The organism is Krasilnikovia sp. M28-CT-15, from assembly GCF_047159595.1.
In the GTDB taxonomy this organism is placed as follows: Bacteria; Actinomycetota; Actinomycetes; order Mycobacteriales; family Micromonosporaceae; genus Actinoplanes.
The window spans coordinates 6,690,481-6,709,616 of sequence record NZ_BAAGAK010000001.1 but is presented as its reverse complement, the minus strand read 5'-3'; the positions used below and the strand labels follow the sequence as shown (position 1 = coordinate 6,709,616).

The 19,136-nt window shown below is 72.2% G+C and carries 23 protein-coding genes; 11 read left to right on the top strand and 12 right to left on the bottom strand.

Features of this window, described 5'->3' with window-relative positions; translation table 11 throughout:
* Positions 1 to 128: 128 nt before the first annotated feature.
* The 8 genes from ACMCNO_RS30735 to ACMCNO_RS30700 form a co-directional block, all read right to left on the bottom strand.
* Positions 129 to 1,151, bottom strand: coding sequence for a succinate dehydrogenase/fumarate reductase iron-sulfur subunit (locus ACMCNO_RS30735; RefSeq protein ID WP_412752919.1), 1,023 nt, complete (start codon positions 1,149 to 1,151; stop codon positions 129 to 131).
* Positions 1,152 to 3,059 carry a fumarate reductase/succinate dehydrogenase flavoprotein subunit gene (locus tag ACMCNO_RS30730; RefSeq protein WP_412752918.1) on the bottom strand — a complete coding sequence of 636 codons (1,908 nt, stop codon included), beginning with the start codon at positions 3,057 to 3,059 and terminating at the stop codon, positions 1,152 to 1,154.
* A gap of 15 nt (positions 3,060 to 3,074) precedes the next feature.
* Positions 3,075 to 3,878, bottom strand: a complete 804-nt coding sequence (locus ACMCNO_RS30725) for a hypothetical protein (RefSeq protein WP_412752917.1) — start codon at positions 3,876 to 3,878, stop codon at positions 3,075 to 3,077.
* A 259-nt stretch (positions 3,879 to 4,137) separates the two neighbouring features.
* Positions 4,138 to 5,637 carry a TldD/PmbA family protein gene (locus tag ACMCNO_RS30720; protein WP_412752916.1) on the bottom strand — a complete coding sequence of 500 codons (1,500 nt, stop codon included), beginning with the start codon at positions 5,635 to 5,637 and terminating at the stop codon, positions 4,138 to 4,140.
* A complete protein-coding gene (locus ACMCNO_RS30715) occupies positions 5,634 to 7,070 on the bottom strand; it encodes a TldD/PmbA family protein (protein ID WP_412752915.1) in 1,437 nt (478 codons plus the stop codon). The genes ACMCNO_RS30720 and ACMCNO_RS30715 overlap by 4 nt, the downstream gene beginning before the upstream one ends.
* Positions 7,071 to 7,119: 49 nt before the next feature.
* A complete protein-coding gene (locus ACMCNO_RS30710) occupies positions 7,120 to 7,302 on the bottom strand; it encodes a hypothetical protein (RefSeq protein WP_412752914.1) in 183 nt (60 codons plus the stop codon).
* 162 nt (positions 7,303 to 7,464) lie between these two features.
* Positions 7,465 to 7,989 carry a Uma2 family endonuclease gene (locus ACMCNO_RS30705; RefSeq protein ID WP_130509146.1) on the bottom strand — a complete coding sequence of 175 codons (525 nt, stop codon included), beginning with the start codon at positions 7,987 to 7,989 and terminating at the stop codon, positions 7,465 to 7,467.
* Positions 7,989 to 9,797 carry a prolyl oligopeptidase family serine peptidase gene (locus ACMCNO_RS30700; protein ID WP_412752913.1) on the bottom strand — a complete coding sequence of 603 codons (1,809 nt, stop codon included), beginning with the start codon at positions 9,795 to 9,797 and terminating at the stop codon, positions 7,989 to 7,991. The genes ACMCNO_RS30705 and ACMCNO_RS30700 overlap by 1 nt, the downstream gene beginning before the upstream one ends.
* Positions 9,798 to 9,922: 125 nt before the next feature.
* Here ACMCNO_RS30700 and mshB point away from each other — a divergent pair, with 125 nt between their 5' ends.
* From mshB to ACMCNO_RS30685, 3 genes are all read left to right on the top strand, one after another.
* Positions 9,923 to 10,810: an N-acetyl-1-D-myo-inositol-2-amino-2-deoxy-alpha-D-glucopyranoside deacetylase gene (gene mshB, locus ACMCNO_RS30695; RefSeq protein ID WP_412752912.1), complete on the top strand. Its 888-nt coding sequence runs from the start codon at positions 9,923 to 9,925 to the stop codon at positions 10,808 to 10,810.
* Positions 10,807 to 11,253 carry a hypothetical protein gene (locus tag ACMCNO_RS30690; protein WP_412752911.1) on the top strand — a complete coding sequence of 149 codons (447 nt, stop codon included), beginning with the start codon at positions 10,807 to 10,809 and terminating at the stop codon, positions 11,251 to 11,253. The genes mshB and ACMCNO_RS30690 overlap by 4 nt, the downstream gene beginning before the upstream one ends.
* Positions 11,254 to 11,347: 94 nt before the next feature.
* Positions 11,348 to 11,815, top strand: coding sequence for a hypothetical protein (locus tag ACMCNO_RS30685; RefSeq protein ID WP_412752910.1), 468 nt, complete (start codon positions 11,348 to 11,350; stop codon positions 11,813 to 11,815).
* Here the strand turns inward: ACMCNO_RS30685 and ACMCNO_RS30680 are convergent, their stop codons facing one another.
* A complete protein-coding gene (locus tag ACMCNO_RS30680) occupies positions 11,816 to 12,778 on the bottom strand; it encodes a GNAT family N-acetyltransferase (protein WP_412752909.1) in 963 nt (320 codons plus the stop codon).
* A 78-nt stretch (positions 12,779 to 12,856) separates the two neighbouring features.
* Here ACMCNO_RS30680 and fdxA point away from each other — a divergent pair, with 78 nt between their 5' ends.
* The 8 genes from fdxA to ACMCNO_RS30640 all read left to right on the top strand — a co-directional run bounded on the left by fdxA (position 12,857) and on the right by ACMCNO_RS30640 (position 17,177).
* Positions 12,857 to 13,177 (top strand): ferredoxin, encoded by a 321-nt coding sequence (gene fdxA / locus ACMCNO_RS30675; RefSeq protein ID WP_412737409.1) that lies wholly within the window; start codon positions 12,857 to 12,859, stop codon positions 13,175 to 13,177.
* A complete protein-coding gene (gene dapC / locus ACMCNO_RS30670) occupies positions 13,174 to 14,268 on the top strand; it encodes a succinyldiaminopimelate transaminase (protein ID WP_412752908.1) in 1,095 nt (364 codons plus the stop codon). The genes fdxA and dapC overlap by 4 nt, the downstream gene beginning before the upstream one ends.
* Positions 14,269 to 14,323: 55 nt before the next feature.
* Entirely contained in the window at positions 14,324 to 14,968 is a 645-nt protein-coding gene (locus ACMCNO_RS30665; protein ID WP_412752907.1) for an SIMPL domain-containing protein, read from the top strand.
* 326 nt (positions 14,969 to 15,294) lie between these two features.
* Complete coding sequence (locus ACMCNO_RS30660) at positions 15,295 to 15,555, top strand: hypothetical protein (RefSeq protein ID WP_412752906.1); 261 nt, start codon at positions 15,295 to 15,297, stop codon at positions 15,553 to 15,555.
* 34 nt (positions 15,556 to 15,589) lie between these two features.
* Positions 15,590 to 15,916, top strand: a complete 327-nt coding sequence (locus ACMCNO_RS30655; RefSeq protein WP_412752905.1) for a hypothetical protein — start codon at positions 15,590 to 15,592, stop codon at positions 15,914 to 15,916.
* Between the two features lie 120 nt (positions 15,917 to 16,036).
* Complete coding sequence (locus ACMCNO_RS30650) at positions 16,037 to 16,300, top strand: hypothetical protein (protein WP_412752904.1); 264 nt, start codon at positions 16,037 to 16,039, stop codon at positions 16,298 to 16,300.
* A 124-nt stretch (positions 16,301 to 16,424) separates the two neighbouring features.
* Entirely contained in the window at positions 16,425 to 16,727 is a 303-nt protein-coding gene (locus ACMCNO_RS30645; RefSeq protein WP_412752903.1) for a hypothetical protein, read from the top strand.
* Between the two features lie 99 nt (positions 16,728 to 16,826).
* Positions 16,827 to 17,177: a hypothetical protein gene (locus ACMCNO_RS30640; RefSeq protein WP_412752902.1), complete on the top strand. Its 351-nt coding sequence runs from the start codon at positions 16,827 to 16,829 to the stop codon at positions 17,175 to 17,177.
* 70 nt (positions 17,178 to 17,247) lie between these two features.
* Here ACMCNO_RS30640 and ACMCNO_RS30635 read toward each other — a convergent pair whose 3' ends face one another.
* From ACMCNO_RS30635 to ACMCNO_RS30625, 3 genes are read right to left on the bottom strand one after another with little or no spacing between them, the layout of a single operon-like run.
* On the bottom strand, positions 17,248 to 18,024 hold the full coding sequence (locus ACMCNO_RS30635; RefSeq protein WP_412752901.1) for a hypothetical protein: 777 nt from the start codon (positions 18,022 to 18,024) through the stop codon (positions 17,248 to 17,250).
* A 53-nt stretch (positions 18,025 to 18,077) separates the two neighbouring features.
* A complete protein-coding gene (locus ACMCNO_RS30630; protein ID WP_412752900.1) occupies positions 18,078 to 18,551 on the bottom strand; it encodes a hypothetical protein in 474 nt (157 codons plus the stop codon).
* A gap of 15 nt (positions 18,552 to 18,566) precedes the next feature.
* Positions 18,567 to 19,067 (bottom strand): hypothetical protein, encoded by a 501-nt coding sequence (locus ACMCNO_RS30625; protein WP_412752899.1) that lies wholly within the window; start codon positions 19,065 to 19,067, stop codon positions 18,567 to 18,569.
* Between the last annotated feature and the right edge of the window lie 69 nt (positions 19,068 to 19,136).

The window sequence follows — 19,136 nt, the reverse complement described above, 5'->3', positions numbered from 1 at the left end:
ACGTCTCGCTAACGTATCGAAGTCGAGCGATCGACGACACCCCGGGAACACGGCGAAGGCCCAACGCTCGGCCCCGGAACACGGCGAAGGCCCGCCGGCGGGCCGGCGGGCCTTCGGATACGCATTGCTCAATGCGAACCTGGCGGGGCCGCGTCCTTGCCCGGGGCGGGATGCCGGTACGTCAGCTCCGAGCCGAGCAGCGGGAAGTCCTGGTCGTCGCCGAAGGGCGACGGGCCGCCCGCGTTCGACGCGATGAGCTCGGAGACGTCGAGGCGCCCGTCGGCCCGCAGCGGCGGGCCCTGCGGCGGCCGGGCGCCCGAGGGACCCAGACCCGCCGCAACCCCCGTGACGCCCGCGCTGACGCTGGGTGCCATGGGATCACCGGCGTGCCCGGACTCCAGCTCGTCGCGGCGGAAGATCTTCCGGCCGAGCCAGACCAGCGGGTCGTACCGGCGGTCGACGACCCGTTCCTTCATCGGAATGATCCCGTTGTCCGTGATCTTGATGTGCTCGGGGCAGACCTCGGTGCAGCACTTGGTGATGTTGCAGTAGCCCATGCCCATGCTGGCCTGCGCGTACTCCTTGCGGTCGGTCTTGGCGTCCAGCGGGTGCATGTCCAGCTCGGCGGCGCGGATGAAGAACCGCGGGCCGGAGAACTCGGGCTTGTTCTCCTCGTGGTCGCGCACCACGTGGCAGGTGTTCTGGCAGAGGAAGCACTCGATGCACTTGCGGAACTCCTGCGAGCGCTCCACATCGACCTGCTGCATCCGGTACTGGCCGGGCTTCACCCCGGCCGGCGGCGCGAACGCCGGGGTCTCGCGCGCCTTCTCGTAGTTGAACGAGACGTCCGTGACCAGGTCCCGGATCACCGGGAACGTCCGCAGTGGCGTGATGGTGACGGTCTCGGTCTCCTCGAATGTGCTCATCCGGGTCATGCAGCCGAGCTTCGGCATGCCGTTGATCTCCATCGAGCAGGAGCCGCACTTGCCCGCCTTGCAGTTCCACCGGCAGGCCAGATCCGGGCTCTGCGTGGCCTGGATGCGGTGGATGATGTCGAGGACGACCTCGCCCTCGTTGACCTCGACGTCGTAGTCCTGGATCTCGCCGCCCGATGCGTCACCGCGCCAGACGCGGAAGTGGCGCTTCCCCATTTACTTCGCCTCCTTGGTCAGCGCATCGAAGTCCGCGAGTTCCTCGTCGGTCAGGTACTTGCCCAGCTCGGCGCGGTCGAACAGCTGCATCAGCTCGGCCCGCATCGTCGGCAGCGGCTTGCGCTCCAGCGTCACGTCGGTCCCGTCGAGGGAGCAGACCAGGTTCACTCGGCGCCACTGCGGTTCCATCTTGGGGAAGTCCTCACGGGTGTGGCCGCCGCGGGACTCCTCGCGCTCCAGCGCCGCCTTGGCGGTGCACTCGCTGACCACCAGCATGTTGCGCAGGTCCAGGGCCAGATGCCAGCCCGGGTTGTAGCGCCGGCCGCCGCCCGCGCCGACGTTGGCGACCCGCAGCTTCAGCTCCTGGAGCCGCTTGAGCGCGTCGCTCAACTCGCCCTCGCGGCGGATGATGCCGACCAGGTCACCCATCACCGCCTGCAGGTCCTGCTGCAATGTGTACGGGTTCTCCCCGCCCTCGCGCTGCAACGGCGCCAGCGCCGCGTCCACCGCCTTCTCCACGTCGGCCGTGGCCACCTTGGGCCGCTTCGCCAGCGAGTCCGCGTACGTGGCGGCGTGCTCGCCCGCCCGCTTGCCGAAGACCAGCAGGTCGGACAGCGAGTTGCCGCCCAGCCGGTTGGAGCCGTGCATGCCGCCGGACACCTCACCGGCCGCGAACAGCCCCTCGACGTGGCCGTGTGCCGCCGCCGAATCCGGGTCGACCTCCACGCCGCCCATCACGTAGTGGCAGGTCGGGCCGACCTCCATCGGCTCCTTGGTGATGTCGACGTCGGCCAGTTCCTTGAACTGGTGGTGCATCGAGGGCAGGCGCTTGATGATGGTCTCGGCCGGCATGCGGGTCGACACGTCCAGGTAGACGCCGCCCGCCTTGGTGCCGCGGCCCGCCTTCACCTCGCTGTTGATGGCCCGGGCCACCTCGTCACGGGGCAGCAGTTCCGGCGGACGCCGGTTGTTGTCCGGGTCGGTGTACCAGCGGTCCGCCTCCTCCTCGGTGTCCGCGTACTGCTTGCGGAAGACGTCCGGGACGTAGTCGAACATGAACCGCTTGCCGTCGGAGTTGCGCAGCACCCCGCCGTCGCCGCGGACCGACTCGGTGACCAGGATGCCCTTGACCGAGGGCGGCCAGACCATGCCGGTCGGGTGGAACTGCAGGAACTCCATGTTGATCAGCGTGGCCCCGGCGCGCAGCGCCAGCGCGTGGCCGTCCCCGGTGTACTCCCAGGAGTTCGAGGTGACCTTGTAGCTGCGGCCAACCCCGCCCGTGGCCAGCACCACTGCGGGTGCCTCCAGCAGGATGAACTCGCCGGACTCGCGGTAGTAGCCGAACGCGCCCGCGACCTTGTTGCCGTCCAGCATCAGGTCGGTGATCGTGGTCTCGGCGAACACCCGGATGCGCGACTCGTAGCTGCCCGTCTCCCGGTGATCCTCCTGCTGCAGCGAGACGATCTTCTGCTGAAGGGTACGGATCAACTCCAGGCCGGTCCGGTCGCCGACGTGCGCCAGCCGCGGGTACTCGTGGCCGCCGAAGTTGCGCTGCGAGATCTTGCCGTCCTTCGTCCGGTCGAACAGCGCGCCGTACGTCTCCAGCTCCCAGATCCGCTCGGGAGCCTCCTTGGCGTGCAGCTCGGCCATGCGGAAGTTGTTCAGGAACTTGCCGCCGCGCATGGTGTCGCGGAAGTGCACCATCCAGTTGTCGTTGCTGTTCACGTTGCCCATGGCGGCGGCCGCGCCGCCCTCGGCCATGACCGTGTGCGCTTTGCCGAACAGCGACTTCGAGATGATCGCGGTCTTCTTGCCGGCCAGCCGGGCCTCGATCGCCGCCCGCAGACCTGCGCCCCCGGCGCCGATCACGACGACGTCGTAGTGGTGTCGTTCGATTCGGGTTGTCATGTATGGGGGCGCCCTCTAGTTGATGAACCGCAGGTCGGAGATCCAATTCGCGGCGACCGCCATGACGTAGAAGTCGGTCAGCGCGAGCGTGCCCAGGGTGATCCAGGCCAGCCCCATGTGGCGGGTGTTCAGCTTGGACACGAAGCCCCAGAAGGCGTACCGCACCGGATGCCTGGAGAAATGCTTGAGGCGCCCACCCACGATGTGCCGGCAGGAGTGGCAGGACAACGTGTACGCCCACAGCATCACGACGTTGACGATCAGGACCACGTTGCCCAGTCCGAACCCGAAGCCGGAAGGGCTGTGGAACGCCCGGATCGCGTCCCAGGTGTTGATGATCGAGATGATCCCGGCGGCGTAGAAGGCGTACCGGTGGACGTTCTGGAAGATCAGCGGGAAGCGGGTCTCACCCGTGTACGTCTGGTGCCCGTCGGGCACCGCGCAGGCCGGCGGCGACAGCCAGAAGGCGCGGTAGTACGCCTTGCGGTAGTAGTAGCAGGTGAGCCGGAACAACAGCAGGAACGGCAGGGTGAACGCCGCATCCGGGATCAGCCAGAAGCTCGGCAGCGGCGTGCCGAATTCCGCGGCGTCCCCGCACCGGTCCGTGACGCACGGCGAGTAGAACGGCGTCAGATAGTGGTATTGCTCGACGAAGAACCATTTGTGCATGAACACGCGGACGGTCGCGTAGGTGACCCATGCGGTCAGGCCCACGAAGGTGATCAGCGGCGGGAACCACCACCGATCCGTACGCAACGTCTTCGCCGCGATCGCAGCGCGTGCCCGCCCCGCATCCGGCCTCGTTGCCGTCGTCGTCATTCAAGGTCTCCCTGAGAGTGCCCTGTATCGCGCGGCCCGCGCCCGATTTGCGGGCGTGTGCGGATCCTGTGTGTGGCACACGTTACGCCGCGACTCCGGCGCTTCGTGCGCAAGGGAGTCTCGCGTGTGAGCGCGGCGTAAAGCCAGACCGTGACCTCGAACACAGCCTCGGTGTGTACAACATCACTTTCGATCCCTCCGGCCCCGCCCGCCTCATCACTCCCATTTCGTACTAACAGCTCAAAAAAGGATAAAACGGTTAGCCCGAGGCATTACCGGTCAGGTGCCACGAGGCCAGGTGCAAGGCGGGCGCGCGGTGCCGCACGCCGGACCAACGATCCGGCAGCGGCACGGACTCGGCGCCGATCCCGCGCACCGCACCGGCCGCCAGCGCCTGCGGATACGACTGGGTGAACCGCATGTTGCCCACCGCCCGGGTGATCCGGCCGTCCTCGATGAGCCAGACCCCGTTGCGGGTCAGGCCGGTGACGACCAGGCTCTTCTGATCCAGCACGCGGGTGTACCAGAGGTCCGTGACCAGCAGCCCGCGCTCCACCGCCGCGACCAGCGGACCCGCCGACGGCGCCACCGGACTCACCCCACCGCCCGAATCGGCCACCGGGCCGTCGCCCCAGCCCGCCGCCGGGCTCGACCCGCCGCCCGGGCCCGCCGCCGGGCCTGACCCGCCGCCCGCCCGCGCAGGGTCGCCGGGCCCGGCCACCAGACGCAGGTGGTGCGCGACCGGGCCCCACGACCGGGACACCGGCGAACCGTGGCCGGTCGACGCCGCACCGGCGTCCGCGCCGGAGCGGCGATCGTGCGCTACCGCCGTCGTCGTGCCGTCGCGGACCAGCACCAGCGCGGCCCGGGGCGTGCCCTCGACGTCGAACGGCAGGCCCGGCACCGGCTCGCCCGCGATCCCCAGTGGCTCGTCCACCAGCGTGATCGCCGGGTCGAACTGGGCCGCACCCAGCTCCGCGAAGGACTCACCCTGCGCCCACGCCTTGCCGTTGAACCCGAACGCGGCCAGATTCGTCAGCAGATCCGCCACCGCCTCCGGCTCCAGCACCACCTCGTAGTGGCCCGGCGGCAGCTCGACCGGATCGGCTGCGGCGCGCGCCTTGGCCGCCGCACGGGCGCCCAGCACCGCACCGTCCAGCTCGGCCAGCCGCCCGCTGGCCCGGCGGGCCACCCCGTCCGCCCCGTCCACGCGGGCGATGCCGTCCATCCCGGCGTCCGCCGCCCGGCCCTCGACCGACTGACCGGCGCTGTTGGCGAACGCGGCGGTGGTGTGGCTGGTCCGGCAGAACCCGGCGGTCTCCAGGCCGCCCGCGGCGGCCACGAAGTCCCGGATCCGGGCGGCCCGCTCATCCGGGGTGGCCAGGGCGGTCGCCTCGTCGACCAGGCCCGCCGCCCCCAGCGGTACGGGCGGGGCGAGGCCCGGCCAGCCCTCGTCCGGCGGGCTCAGGCGGGCGGCGGCGACCGTCCGCTCGACCAGCGTCGCCAGCCCCGCCGGGTCCGTGACCGTGGTCGAGCCGACCGCGGTGCGCCCGTCCACATGCAGTCGAAGCCGCACCGAGGTGGTGGCCTCCGCGACGTTCTGATGGATCGCGGAATTGGCGAAGCGGGTCAGCGCGTCCGCGGTGTGCGCCGCCACCACCTCGGCCTGGGCGCCGGGCCCGGCGATCCGTGCGGCCAGCTCCACCACCCGGCCCGCCAGCTCCAGCTCCGTGCCTCCGCGTACCGTCTCGGTGGTCATCCGCGCACCCCCACCCGGACGTTGGTGAAGCGGGCCGGTGCCGCCGGATGGCCGGTGTGGCCGATCTGCCCCGGCTGGCCCTTGCCGCAGTTCGGGGTGCCCCAGGGCACGATCTCCGAGGACAGCATGTCCATCGACTGCCAGAACCTCGGCCCGATCCCGGTGTACGTGGGGTTGCGCAGCATCCGCCCGCGCTTGCCGTTCTTGATCTCGTAGCCGATCTCGCAGCCGAACTGGAAGTTCAGCCGGCGGTCGTCGATGGACCAGGAGCGGTTGACGTCCATGAACACTCCGTCGTCGGTGGCCGCGATGATCTCGTCGAGCGTGTGCGGGCCCGGCTCCAGCCCGACGTTGGTCATCCGGACCATCGGCAGGCGCGCCCAGCCGTCCGCGCGCACGCTGCCCGCGTAGTCGAGCCCCGCGGCAGCGGCCGAATCCCGCCCTGCCAGCACCCCCACCCACCGCCCCTCGCGGACGGCGTCGCGCGGCGTTGCCGCGGTGCCCTCGTCGTCGTAGCCGAAGCTGCCCAGGGCACCCGGGATCGTCGGGTCGATGGTGATGGTCATCAGCTCGGAGCCGTATTGCAGCGCGCCGAGGCGCTCCAGATCCAGCCAGGACGTCCCGGCGAACGCGGCCTCCCAGCCGAGGATGCGGTCCAGCTCGATGGCGTGCCCGACGGACTCGTGGATCTGCAGGGCCAGCTGCTCGCCGCCCAGGATGAGGGTGGTCTCCCCCGCGGGGCACAGCGGGGCGCTGAGCAGGGCCCGCGCCTCCTCGGCCATCCGGGGTGCGTGCTCCACCAGCGACAGTTCGTCGACCAGCTCCCAGCCCCGGGTGCCGTACTGGCCGCGGTGGGACGGCCAGGACCGGCGCTGGATCTCGCCGTCGCCGAACGCGCTCGCGCTCACCCCCGCGCCGCACTCGCGGATGTGCTGGTCGATGCGGTGCCCCTCGCTGGAGACGAACCACTTGCGGGTGTCCCACACCTGGGAGATCCCCTCGGCCACGTCGGCGCCCGCGTCGCGGGCCGCGGCCGTGGCGCGCACCAGCAGGTCACCCTTGACCGACAGCGGCACACCCAGCGGGTCCACCTCGCACGGACTGGCCCAGCTCGCCTGCGTGGCGCCGGTCGCGACCAGCTCACCGGCGGCGCCGGGCACCGAGGCCGCGGCCTTCGCGAGCTGCGCCGCCTGCCGCCCGGCGGCCCGGGCCGCCGCCGCGGACAGCTCGGGTACGGCGTAGAAGCCCCAGCCGGAGCTGGTCAGCGCGCGCACCCCCAGACCCGCGCTCTCGTCGGAACTCAGCTCCTCGATGTCACCGTCGCGGGCGGTCACTGACTCGGTGCGGCGCAGCATGACGCGCGCGTCGGCATAGCGGGCCCCGGCGTCGAGAGCGGCCTGCACCGCCGCCGACGCCTCGTCAAAGTGGCTCATGACGCGACCCTAGGCGACCACTCCGACACTCCGCGCCCGAACCGAGCGGTCACCCGGGCGGCAGCAGCTCCTCCGGCTTGATCGTGGCCTCGACGGGATCGGTGAGGACCAGCACCTCGCCCGGCGTGGTCACCGCGGCGGCGTAGTAGTGCATCTTGAGCACCTTGTCCGTCGCGGCGGTGTTCGGCGACGTCACCTCACAGATGAGGCGGATCGCGTCAGCGCCGATCACCAGTGCATCGAAGTCGATCGGGCCCGTCAGCACCAGGTCCGGATTGGCGATCCGGTTCGGACGCAGGCGGACGTTGACCGTCCCCAGGACATGCAGCGTGCCCGCGTCCAGGGCTCGTCCGAGCAGGCTGCGGACGTGCTGGTGACGGGGGGAGGGAGCGGGTCAGCGGCCGAACTCGACGCCTGTGACGCCACCCAGGTGCATCACGTTGTCCTGGACGTACACGCCCTCCTTGAGCACGTAGCTGTACAGGCCGTTGAACTCCTGCTCGGCCAGCAGATACCAGGGGATGCCCGCGGCGGCGTAGCAGTACATCTTCATCGCCCGGTCCACGGCCGCGCTGCCCGGCGACACCACCTCGCAGACCAGCCGCACCGCGGCCGCCTCGATGAACGGTGCGTCCAGGTTGATCGGGCCGGTGACCACCAGGTCCGGCACCGCGATCCGGCCCGGATCCAGACGTACGGCGACACTGGACAGGATGTTCATGTCGGCGCGTCCGGCGCGCAGCGCGACCGCCAGGGCACCCACGATGAGCTGATGCCGGGGCGTCTCCCGGGGGCAGGAGTGCAGGCTGCCGTCCCACAGTTCGACCCGGGCGCCGGTCGGGCCCAGCGCGAAGTAGTCGTTCTCAGTCAGGGGCAGCCCGGTGGTGGGCAGGACGCTGTCCGAAAGCAGGATCGTCATCAGCGCTCCAGGCGGTCGGTGTGATGGCGGATGAAGTCGAGTTCCCGCGTCGTCGGGTCGGCGGCACGCTCGAGCACGAGCAGCGCATCCGTGACCGGTTCCCCGGCCAGGCGGTGGTGGGCGTAGACCTCGGGGGAGTCGGCCTCGCGGCCCAGGTAACGCTCGGCGAGGGCGGTGGGCAGGAGCGTGAAGTCCGTGACCGGGTCGCGGGCCACGGCGCAGCGGAACAGATCGTGGCGGCGGGTCACCGCGAGCGCGGCCAGCCAGCCACCGAGCCCGGTGCCGCGGACGGCGACCCGGGTCAGTTCCAGGTCGGGGTGCTTGCCGGTCAGCGCCAGCAGCGCGTCCGCCTGATCGGCGAGCGCCACGTCGGCCAGCCGCCGGTGCACCACCTTCTCGAAGCTGGGCGCCACTCCGGGCGTACCCCGGGAATCGATGCTGACCACGGCGAACCCGGCGGCGGCCCACCACCGCCGGTCCCGCCAGGCGGCGTCGTCGAGGACGACCTGCTGGTGGCCGGGGCCGAGCCCGAGCTCGACCAGCACCGGGAGGCGGTTGCCGCTGAGGTGGCCGGGCGGGTACAGCACCGCGCTGGGCAGCCGGCGGTCGGTGATCCGGGACAGCGACGGCTGCGGCACCTGCCGTGCGGGTGCGGGGGCCGGGGCGGCCAGGGTGCCGACGGCGGCGTCGCCGCGCCGGATCGTCCACGTCGGCGGCCCGGCCAGCGACGAGGACGCCAGCACGACCACGTCGCCGCCGACCTCGGCGCGGTGCCAGCCGGGCTCGGTGGTCAGCCGCCGGGCGTCCGCCCCGCCGCCGACCATCGCGGTACGGATCGCGAACACGTGCTGCTCGGCCGGCTCGCCGTCGGTGCCCTCGACGATCAGGTCGGGTCCGGCCGCGGGGGCGCCCGGGCGGGGCAGCACCCCGACCACCCGGCGCACGTAGAGGCCGGGCGGGGTGAGCAGGCTGCCGTCGGCGAACAGGCAGCGCGCGTCGAAGCCGTCGTGGGCCAGCTCCCCGCCGACCAGGACGCGCCCGTCGGGCAGGTGCCTCGGGGTGCCCGCGACCGGCTCGACCCAGCGGGCGTCGGCCAGCTCGGCGTGCACCTGGGTCTCCCCGGTACGCGGGTCGATGGACAGCACGAGCCCGTGCTGCTGGGTGCGGCGCAGCACCGTGATGAGCGGTCCGCCGCCGTCGCCCCAGTGCACGTCGACCAGGTACGGGTACGTCTCCCGGTCCCAGTGCACGTCCACCCAGCCGCCGTACAGGTCGAGCAGGTGCAGGCTGACCGACCCGGCGGCGCGTACGGCGAGGATCTGGCCGCCGCCCGGCGCCCACCACCAGCCGCGGGTACGGCCGAACTGGGCGCTGGCCTCGTCCACCCGGCCCCAGCGCACGCCGGGCTCCCCGGCCAGCAGCTCGTCCGTGCCGTCCGGCCCGGTGACCCGCAGGGTGTCGCCGTCGAGGTAGCCGATGTGGGTGCCGGTGGGATCGGGGTGGGGGTCGTCGGCGTCGGTGGCGGTGGTGTCGATGCGGGTCACCTCGCCGGTGACCAGGTCGGCGCGGTGCAGCCGGCCGTCGACCGCGAACGCGGCCGTCCGGGCCGCGGCGTCCACCCCGTACGCGCGGACCGGTCCTGCGGTGACGCACCGCTGCGCGCCGGTGGCGACGGTGTGCACCCAGAGCGCGCCTGCGCGCAGGAACACCACGCGGGCGCCGTCCGCGCCGACCGTGACGTTGTACGGCGCGTCGGCCGCCCCGTCGGCCGGGTCCGTGAGCGTGGGAACCTCCACGACCACCAGCATCGCTGATCCAGCCCCCCTCGTGCGCCCCAAACCGGCATGACGGGATCCGAACGGTGCGCCGCGAGCGAAGCCGCGCGCAACTGGGACACCTGCCCGGGCCGGGCCCCGCGCGTAAAGTTGCCGCCGTGACCGACGCATTACCGTCCCGCCGCCTGCTGCTGGTGCACGCCCATCCCGACGACGAGGTCATCGGGACCGGCGCCACGATGGCCCACTACGCCGCCCAGGGTGCCCTGGTCACGCTGGTGACCTGCACGCTGGGCGAGGAGGGCGAGATCCACGTGCCCGAGCTGGCGGAGCTGGCGGCGGGCCAGGCCGACCAGCTCGGCGGGTACCGCGTCACCGAGCTGCGGCGGGCCTGCGCCGCGCTGGGGGTCACCGACCACCGGTTCCTCGGCGCGGCAGGCCGCTACCGGGACTCCGGGATGATGGGGCTGGCCACCAACGAGCATCCCCGGGCGTTCTGGCAGGCGGACCTCGACGAGGCCGCGGGACACCTGGTGGAGATCATGCGGGAGGTCCGCCCGCAGGTGCTCATCACGTACGACCCGAACGGCTTCTACGGGCACCCGGACCACATCCAGGCGCACCGGGTGGCGATGCGCGCCGCCGAGCTGGCGGACGCGGAGGGCTTCGGGCCACAGAAGATCTACTGGACGGCGATGCCGGTCAGCGTGCTGGCCGCGGGGATGGCGGCGTTCCGGGAGGCGGCGAACAACCCCTTCGCGGAGATCGAGAACGTGGAGGATCTGCCGTTCGGCACGCCGGACGACGAGATCGCGGCCCGGGTGGACGGCACCGACCGGTACGAGCAGAAGATGGCGGCGATGCGCGCCCACGCCACCCAGATCCCGGACAACTCGTGGCTGTACGGCATCGCCGGCGACTTCGGCGGCGAGTTCATGGGCGTCGAGTACTACACCCTGGCCCGCGGGGAGCGCGGCGAGGTCAGCGGCCCGCACAAGTGGGAGAGCGATCTGTTCAGCAACGTTCCCGGGGCCGAAGCCCGATGACGGTGCAGGAGGCCGTGGTGGCCGAGCCGGTCCCGCCGCCGGGCCGGCCGCCGCGGCGGGTGCTGGAGACCGTTCTGCGTACCGCCGGGGTGTTGATCTCGGTGCTGGCGGCGCTGTTCAGCGGTTTGCTGGAGCTGTTCTGGACCTCGCTGCGAGTGGGCGGGATTCCGGTCGGGGTGGCGATCCCCGCCGCGGTGGCCGCCAATCTGGCGCTGGCCTGGTTCGCGGTGACGACAGTGGGGCGGCGCTGGGCGCTGGCCCCGCCGTGGGTGGCCTGGACGGTGCTGATGCTGCTGGCCACGGGCTACCGGAGGACCGAGGGCGATCACCTGGTGGACGCCGACAACTGGGTGGCGCTGGTGACGGTACTGGCGGGCAGCCTGGCGTTCGCGGTGTACGCGTACCGGATGATCCTGCGGTGGCCGCCCGTCCCGCCGCGATGAGGGCGGTGACCGCGACGTCTCCGGGGCGCTACGATGCGCAGCCACGGCCGGTGTGCGTGCCGGTGCCGTGCCGGGTCCGCAGGGGAGGGCAACGATGAGGCAGCAGCGGTGGTTTCCGATCGCGGTGCTGGCGCTGAGCCTGTTCGCGATCAACCTTGTGGCCCGGCTGGTGGTGCGGATCGGGTTCAACGGCAACGACACCGCGGAGAGCCGGGCCTCGGTCGTCATGTTCGCCGTCATCGGGCTGGTGCTGGCGACGGTCACGTTCGTGCAGTGTCAGCGGCTGCCGCTGAGCCGCTGGCTGCCTGACCTGGCCGCGGCGGTGGTCGCGGGCATGCTGCTGACGATCCTGGTGGGACCGTTCGTCAGCGGGGACAGCCCGTTCTCGGGTGGCGCGGGGAACTTCTTCTCCCAGATCTGGCTCTACGGCGGGTTCGCGATCGTCGGCACGCTGCTCGGCTACTGGATCGCCACGGCGCTCGGGCGCGACTACCGCTCGAAGTCGCTGCGCGCGTACGCGGAGAAGCGCACCACCCGGCCCCGCCGCGTCGTCGGCCGCTGATCAGACCGGAGCCTCCCGGGTCAGATACGTGTGGTGGGTGTCGAAGCCGAGCCGCTGGTACAACGCGACCGCGCCGGTGTTGCGCTCCTCCACCTGCAGGTAGGCCCGGCTGGCGCCGCGCTGCGCCGCCCACCCGGCCATGGCCCGCACGACGTGCTGCGCCATTCCCTGCCGCCGGGCCTGTGGCGCGACCTGCAGCAGGGCGATGCCGTGCCACCGTTCGGGCCCGGTGATCGTGCCCCGGGCCACCGCCAGCAGCTCACCGTCCGCGTCGCGGACCTGCGCGAACACCGTTTCGGGTACGCCGGTGAGCACCCGCACGGCGGCCTCCGGCAGGGTGCCCTTGTGCTCGGCCACCATGGCGAACCAGTCGTCGTTCGGCGTGTCCGCGAGTTCGACGCCCGGGAGGTCGGGCCGTTCAGCGGCGGTGGTGAGGACGCGGGCCAGCGGGGCGGTCTGCACGAGGGTGAGCGCGCGGGAGGTCCAGCCGCGGGCGTCGAGGGCGGCGTTGACCGGGGCGGCCAGCGGCATCGGTGCGTTGATCAGGGCCTGCTGGCCGTGGCGGGCGTACCAGTCGAGGACCGCGTCGATCGCGGCTTCCAGGGGGCGGTCGGGGTCGCCCACGGTGAGGGCGGAGTTGGCCCGGCCGGTCCAGTTCTGCGCGGCGCGCAGCACCCAGTCGCCGAGCCGGGCCTGGACGGGGGCGGGCCAGCCCTCGTGGGAGGCGAGCTCGAGGGCGATGACGTCGGCGGCACGGGGGCGGCGGGTGGCGGGGACCCGTTTGGCGCGGTGGACCTCCTGTAGCGGTACCCGCAGGGTCCCGTGGGCGGTCGCCAGGGTGAGTTCCGTCTCGGTGAGGTCGACGAGTTCGCCGAGCGCGTCCGTGAAAAGTGGGCGATCCTCAGATATGCCCACAATTCGGCGTACCACCACGCGGTGTCCTACATCCTGCCGCCGGAGCACGTGCGACCACCTCCGGCGGAGATACTAGGCTCTGAACCGCCGTGGTCTGGTGCGGCGAGTCTTTGGAGGGAAAGACCCGTGACCTACATCATCGCCGAGCCCTGCGTCGATGTGCTCGACAAGGCATGCATCGAAGAGTGCCCCGTCGACTGCATCTACGAGGGCAACCGGATGCTCTACATCCACCCCGATGAGTGTGTGGACTGCGGGGCCTGTGAACCGGTCTGCCCGGTGGAGGCGATCTTCTACGAGGACGACGTCCCCGAGCAGTGGAAGGACTACACGAACGCCAACTACGAGTTCTTCGAGGAGCTGGGCTCGCCCGGCGGCGCCTCGAAGATCGGCAAGGTCGACAAGGACGCCACGTTCGTGGCCGCCCAGCCCCCACGCGGGGAGTGACCACGCTCTCGTCGGCGCTGCCTGACTTCCCCTGGGATCTGCTGGAGCCCGCCAAGGCGGTCGCGGCGGCCCACCCGGGCGGCATCGTCGACCTGTCGGTCGGCACTCCGGTCGACCCGGTGCCGCCGGTGGTCACCGCTGCGCTGGCGGCCAACGCCGACCTGCCCGGCTACCCGCTGACCGCGGGTACCCGGGAGGTCCGGGCTGCCATCGCCGCGTGGACATCGACGGCCTGCGGCGCGTCCGGCGAGGTCGGGGTGCTGCCGACCATCGGCTCGAAGGAGCTGGTGGCGTGGCTGCCCACCCTGCTCGGCGTCCGCCCCGGCGACACCGTGGTGATCCCGTCGGTCTGCTATCCCACGTACGAGGTGGGGGTGCGGCTGGCGGGGGCGACCGTGGTGCGTTCCGACTCGCTGACCGCGGTGGGCCCGGATCCCCGGGTGCGACTGGTGTGGATCAACTCGCCGTCCAACCCGACCGGCCGGGTGCTGCCCGCCGCTCACCTGCGCAAGGTGGTCGCCTGGGCCCGTGAGCGCGGCGCGGTCGTGGCCAGCGACGAGTGCTACCTGTCGCTGGGCTGGGACACCACCCCGGTCTCGGTGCTGTCCGACGAGGTCTGCGGCGGCGACTACACCGGTGTGCTGGCGGTGCACTCGCTGTCCAAGCGCTCCAACCTGGCGGGATACCGGGCCGGGTTCGTCGCCGGGGACCCGGCGTTGGTGAACGAGCTGCTGGCGGTGCGCAAACACGCCGGCATGATCGTGCCCGGGCCGGTGCAGGCCGCCATGGTGGCCGCCCTCTCCGACGAGTCGCACGTGGCCGATCAGCGCGCCCGCTACGGCGCCCGCCGGGAACGGCTGCGCGCCGCGCTGACCGGCGCCGGATTCGAGATCACCCACTCCGAGGCGGGGCTGTACCTGTGGGCCTCCCGCGGCGAGGACTGCTGGAAGACGGTCGACTGGCTGGCCGCCCAGGGCATCCTCGCCGCCCCCGGCGAGTTCTACGGCCCGGCGGCCGGTCAGCACGTCCGGGTCGCCCTGACGGCCACCGACGAACGGATCGACGCGGCGGTGCGCCGCCTGGCCGGGTAGCGACGCGAGGCCCGGGCGAGCGCGCGTGTCGCCGGACGCCGGTAGCGTCGGTGCCATGGCCGAGCAACCCATGGTGGTGGTCCGCGGCGAGGCGGTCCGGGAGGTGCCGCCCGAGCAGGCGGTCTTCACCGTGACGGTGTCCGCCCGGGACAAGGACCGCGAGACCACGCTGGCCCGGCTCACCGAGCGGTCCGCCGGGCTGCGCCAGACCCTGGACGGGTATCCGGATGCGATCGAACGCCGGGAGACCGGCGGCGTCTTCGTCCGTCCGGAGCTGAAACGGGGCGAGCGGGTGTCCGCGTACGCGGGCAGCGTGACCACGACGGTGACGGTCACGGACTTCGCCGTGCTGGGAGAGATGCTGCTGCGGCTGGCCAACCGGGACCAGACCACCGTGGCTGGTCCCTGGTGGCAGCTGCGCCCCGGCAGCACCGCGGGCGCCGAGGTGCGCCGCGCGGCCATCGCCGACGCCCTGTCCCGGGCCGCGGAGTACGCGGACGCGGTCGGCGCGCAGGTGGACCGCCTGGTCGAGATCGCCGACGAGGGCACCGGTGGCGCCGCGCCCCGGATGCGCGCGATGGCGTTCGGGATGGCGGGCGGCGCGGAGGCGATGGAGCTGGAGCTGGATCCGCAGCCGCAGACCGTTCAGGCCAGCGTGGTCGTCCGGGTGGCCGTCACGGAGCCCACCAAGCTGGGCTGAGCTCGGTCGAGCTGTCCCGGCGGCGCGGTCATCGGGCTATCATTCATTCCGGCGCACCGCTCGCCCACGCTCTGTTACCGGCGGCTTCGGCCGCTGACGGTGCGCCGCCAGCGCGACGGGTCTCTCCACGAGAGACCCGTTTTCGCGTATCCGGGGCGGTGCGGGCGGTGCGTGGCGGTGCGGGGCGGTGCGGTCCAGCGCGGGGCGGGGCGGGCGCATCGCACATTCCGGACCCGATTGTCATCACCGACACTCCGGACGACCAGGCGGAGTATGCACCAATTCGGTCACTATGACACTTTTGCCGGAATAACTACGCTTTGCTGATGCAGGCGTCCGGCGATCTCGCGCTTCAGGCCGTGCTGGCGGTCGTCGCGGTGGCTGCGGCGGCGTACGTCGCGGGCCGCGTGCACCAGTGGTACCGGCACGGCCTGCAGCGTGAGGTGGCCTATCGCCGGGGTTACGACCAGGCGTCGTCGACCCTGTTCGCGTTGGCGATCCGGACCCTGCGGGTCAGGTCGTCCCACGCCACCAACGATCGCGCGGGCTCGGCGACGCGCCACGACGACCGGACGGGTGTCCGTTGACCAGTCAGCTTCGACCGGAGGGAAATGGCACGGTATGACCGCGTCCGGCAATGACCTCGCCCAGATCGGGCTCGCGTTCGGGTTGATCATCCTGAGCGGATACGTCGTGGGCCGTGTGCACCAGTGGTACCGCACCGGGCTGCAGCGGGACGGGGCCTACCGCGCGGGGTACGACCACGCCTCACGGTCCATGTTCGACATGGCGGTCCGCGCCCGGCCGGTGGCGCCCGCCGCCCCGGCGCGTGCGGCCGCACTGCCGTCGGTCCGGCATGCTGCCCGGCCGGTCGGCCTGGGGCGCCGCCGGATCGTGGCGCACCGTCCCACCGTGCCGGACCGGCGCCGCCGCCGCACCGCGCTGTGAACGTCGCGTGCGGTCGGTCAGCCAAAGTGGACAAATGGGTAAAAAGGATCAACTGGTGGAGGGTGCGAGTGTCGGCGTGGCCGATGCATCCGCCCTCCGGCAACTTCTAGGGTGGAGATCATGACCCCAGCAGGCAGCTCCGCGCTTCAGGTGGCGCTCGCGGTCGCGTTCGTCATCTTCTCCGCATACGCGGCGGGGCGCGTGCACCAGTGGTACCGGCAGGGCTTCGAGCGCGAGACGGCCTACCGGGAGGGGTACGACCAGGCCTCGCACACGCTGTTCCACCTGGCCACCCGCGCCCTGCCGACGGCCCCGGCCGAGCCGTCCACAGTCGAACCGGACGGCGGCGCCGTCGCCGGGTACGGCTGGGCGCGAGCCTCCTGAGAGCGAATCAGACCGTTCCGCCCGATCCTCGGATGATCAGCTATTGATCCGCCGACCTAGGGGCTTGAACTACGGCTGGTTAAGCCGATGGGTCGTCATTTCTGCAATCACTACGATCGTGAACATGACACCGATCGTGCTCCAGGTAGCGCTCTCTGTGGTCCTCGTCATTTTGACCGCGTACACCGCGGGACGGGTCCACGAGTGGTACCGGCACAGTCGCGAGCGGGAAGCCGCATATCGCGACGGGTACGACGAGGCGTCGCATTCCCTATTCCGCCTCGCCACCCGCACCGGCTCATCCGGTGGCGCCGCGCAGAACCGGTCCCGGCCGGCCGACGTCGTTTCGCTCGACGCGGCCCGGCCGCCGCGCGGCTACGACCGAGAGGCCACCACCTACCGGCTACGACCCATCAGCACGCTCTGAACTGCGGGTTTCCTGCCGCGCCGCTCCCGGCCGCGGCCGGGCCCGCCGGGGGAGCTGGACGGTCGCTCCACCGTCCCGACCCAGGAAAGAACGACCAGCATGACCGCACCCGGCAACAATGCCATTCTCATCGTGCTCGCGCTCGCGTTCGTCATCACCAGTGGATACGCCTCGGGGCGCATTCACCAGTGGTACAAGAATGGTCTCGAAAGGGACCAGGCATATCGCGAGGGGTACGACCACGCATCGCATTCCATGTTCGACATGGCGATGCGGAACCGAGCCGCCAGGGAACGGTCGGCCGAGCCGGTGTCGAAAGCGTCCGGAAAAGCCGTCGTGAAGCTCGTGGAAACGGGCCGCACGCGCACCGTCGGCTCCGGTCGCCGGCGCCTTCCCTCGCCCGGGCCGCACCGCCCGGCCGACCACCGGGGACGCCACTCGGCCGCCTGACCCGACCGTTGAAGATCGCGCTGAGCACCGGGCTCCCACCCGGTGCTCAGTCGCTGGCAGCACCCGGTGCTCAGTCGCTGGCAGGAGGCGGCGCTCCGGCGGACGGGGAGGTGGCGCCCGGCGGGCCGGAGGCGGTCGGCGCGGTGGCCACACCCGGATCCGGGCCCGGCCCGCCGCCGGGGTTCGGGTCCGGTCCGCCGCCGGAAGGAGCGTCGCCGGTGGATCTGACGGCCGGGGCGGCGGACGTGGACGCCTTCGGCGTCACGGCGGTGACGACCGCGCCGGACGGGGACGGCGGACGGTGGGCCGGGGGCGCGGCCGGGTTCATCGTGGTGCGGGCGACCAGGCTGGGATACGCGCTGGGGGCGGCGCCGTCCACCACCACGGGCGTGCCGTCGGGGCCCGGCCACAGCTGGATTCCGTTCACGATGACGGGTTCGGCCACGCCGGGCACCGTCACCGGCGCGCTCGGTGCACTGTCCACACTGACCCAGTGCGACCCGGACGCGGCGGCGACCGTGTACGTGGCCCGGTAGCCGGCGGGTGCCTGCCGGTCCACGCACCGCGGCCGGGCGGCGGCGGGCACCTCACACGCCACCTGGGTCGCCGGGCCGAGGTGCCGGGTGACCACGTACCGGTCGGCCGGCGCGCCGCGCGCGACCGGCTGCCACGTGACCCAGGGCAGGGCGTGCACCCGGGCCCGCGGCGGGGCGGGTTGCGGGAGCCGGGCCGCGTACACGGTGAAGCTGGCGGGTTGCACGGTGACACTCCAGCCGGCGAATGCGGCGACCCCGCCGGTTGCGGCCACGCCCAGCGCGGCGCCGACGACGATCAGCGGCTGGCGCACCAGGCGGCGCCGCGCACGACCGGACCCGCGGCCGTCGCGGCCGCGCCGGTGGCTCACGGGGTGGCCCGGGTGGCGGACGCGTCCAGTGCGATCGTGAACGTGGCCCGCTGGCAGGCGTCGACCACGGTGTTGGGCATGTGCAGCGGCACGGTGCCCGCGGTCCGGCTGTCCCCGGCATCCACCCGCACGGGCAGCGGGCCGGTGTAGCGGCCCACCTCCAGGTTGGCGGGCACGGGCGCGCAGCCGGCGTGGGACGTGGCCACCAGGTCGGCGCGCAGGTCCGTGACGAGCAGGTCGACGTCGTACGGGTTGTCCAGGGTCAGCACGAGCCGCCGTTCCGTGCCGGGGACCAGGCCGTCGACCGGCGCCGCTCGTACGGTGAAGGAGAAGTGCTCCTCGCCGGTGGTCTGCTCGGCCGTGAGGGTCATCGGCTGCGCGCCCGGGTCGTCGTCGCGCAGCGCGACTCCCAGGGCCGCCGCGCCCACGACGGCCGCCGCCGCGGCCGTGATGCGCTGCCACCGGTGCACGAGGAACTCCGTTGTTCAGGAGGCGTTGCTGACGCCGGTCGCCCGCACCGGGATGGTGAACGTGGCGCCCTGGCACGCGCTGTCGGAGGCGTTGGTCATCTTGACGCCGTCGGGGACGGTGAACACGCCGATGGTGTTCTTCGGGACCTCCCAGGACACCCGCAACACGTCCTGCGCGACGACGACGCCCGTGGTGTGGCAGCCACCGTTGCGGTGCTCACGGTCGGCGGTCACCTCGGCGGCGGCGGGGGACAGTGTGGTGATCCGTACCGGGAAGTTGTTCTGGTTGGTCACGGTGACGGTGAGGTTCGACGTGCCGCCCGGGAAGAGCGGCCGGGCATCGTCGGACCTGCCTTCGAGCTTCAGCTCGATCACGCTGCCCGCGACGGCCACCGCGTCGCCGCTGCCACTCAGATTCCAGTACGCCCAGGCGGCGCCCGCGTTCACCAGGACCGCGGCCGCCGCGGCGACGCCGAGGATCACCTTGCCGCGGAGATCGAGCTTGCCTCTCGCCATCCTTTTCGCCTCCGGTTGACCGGCCCCCGGCATGCCGGGCGCGGCGGTGCCGCCCGGGGGACCGCTGCG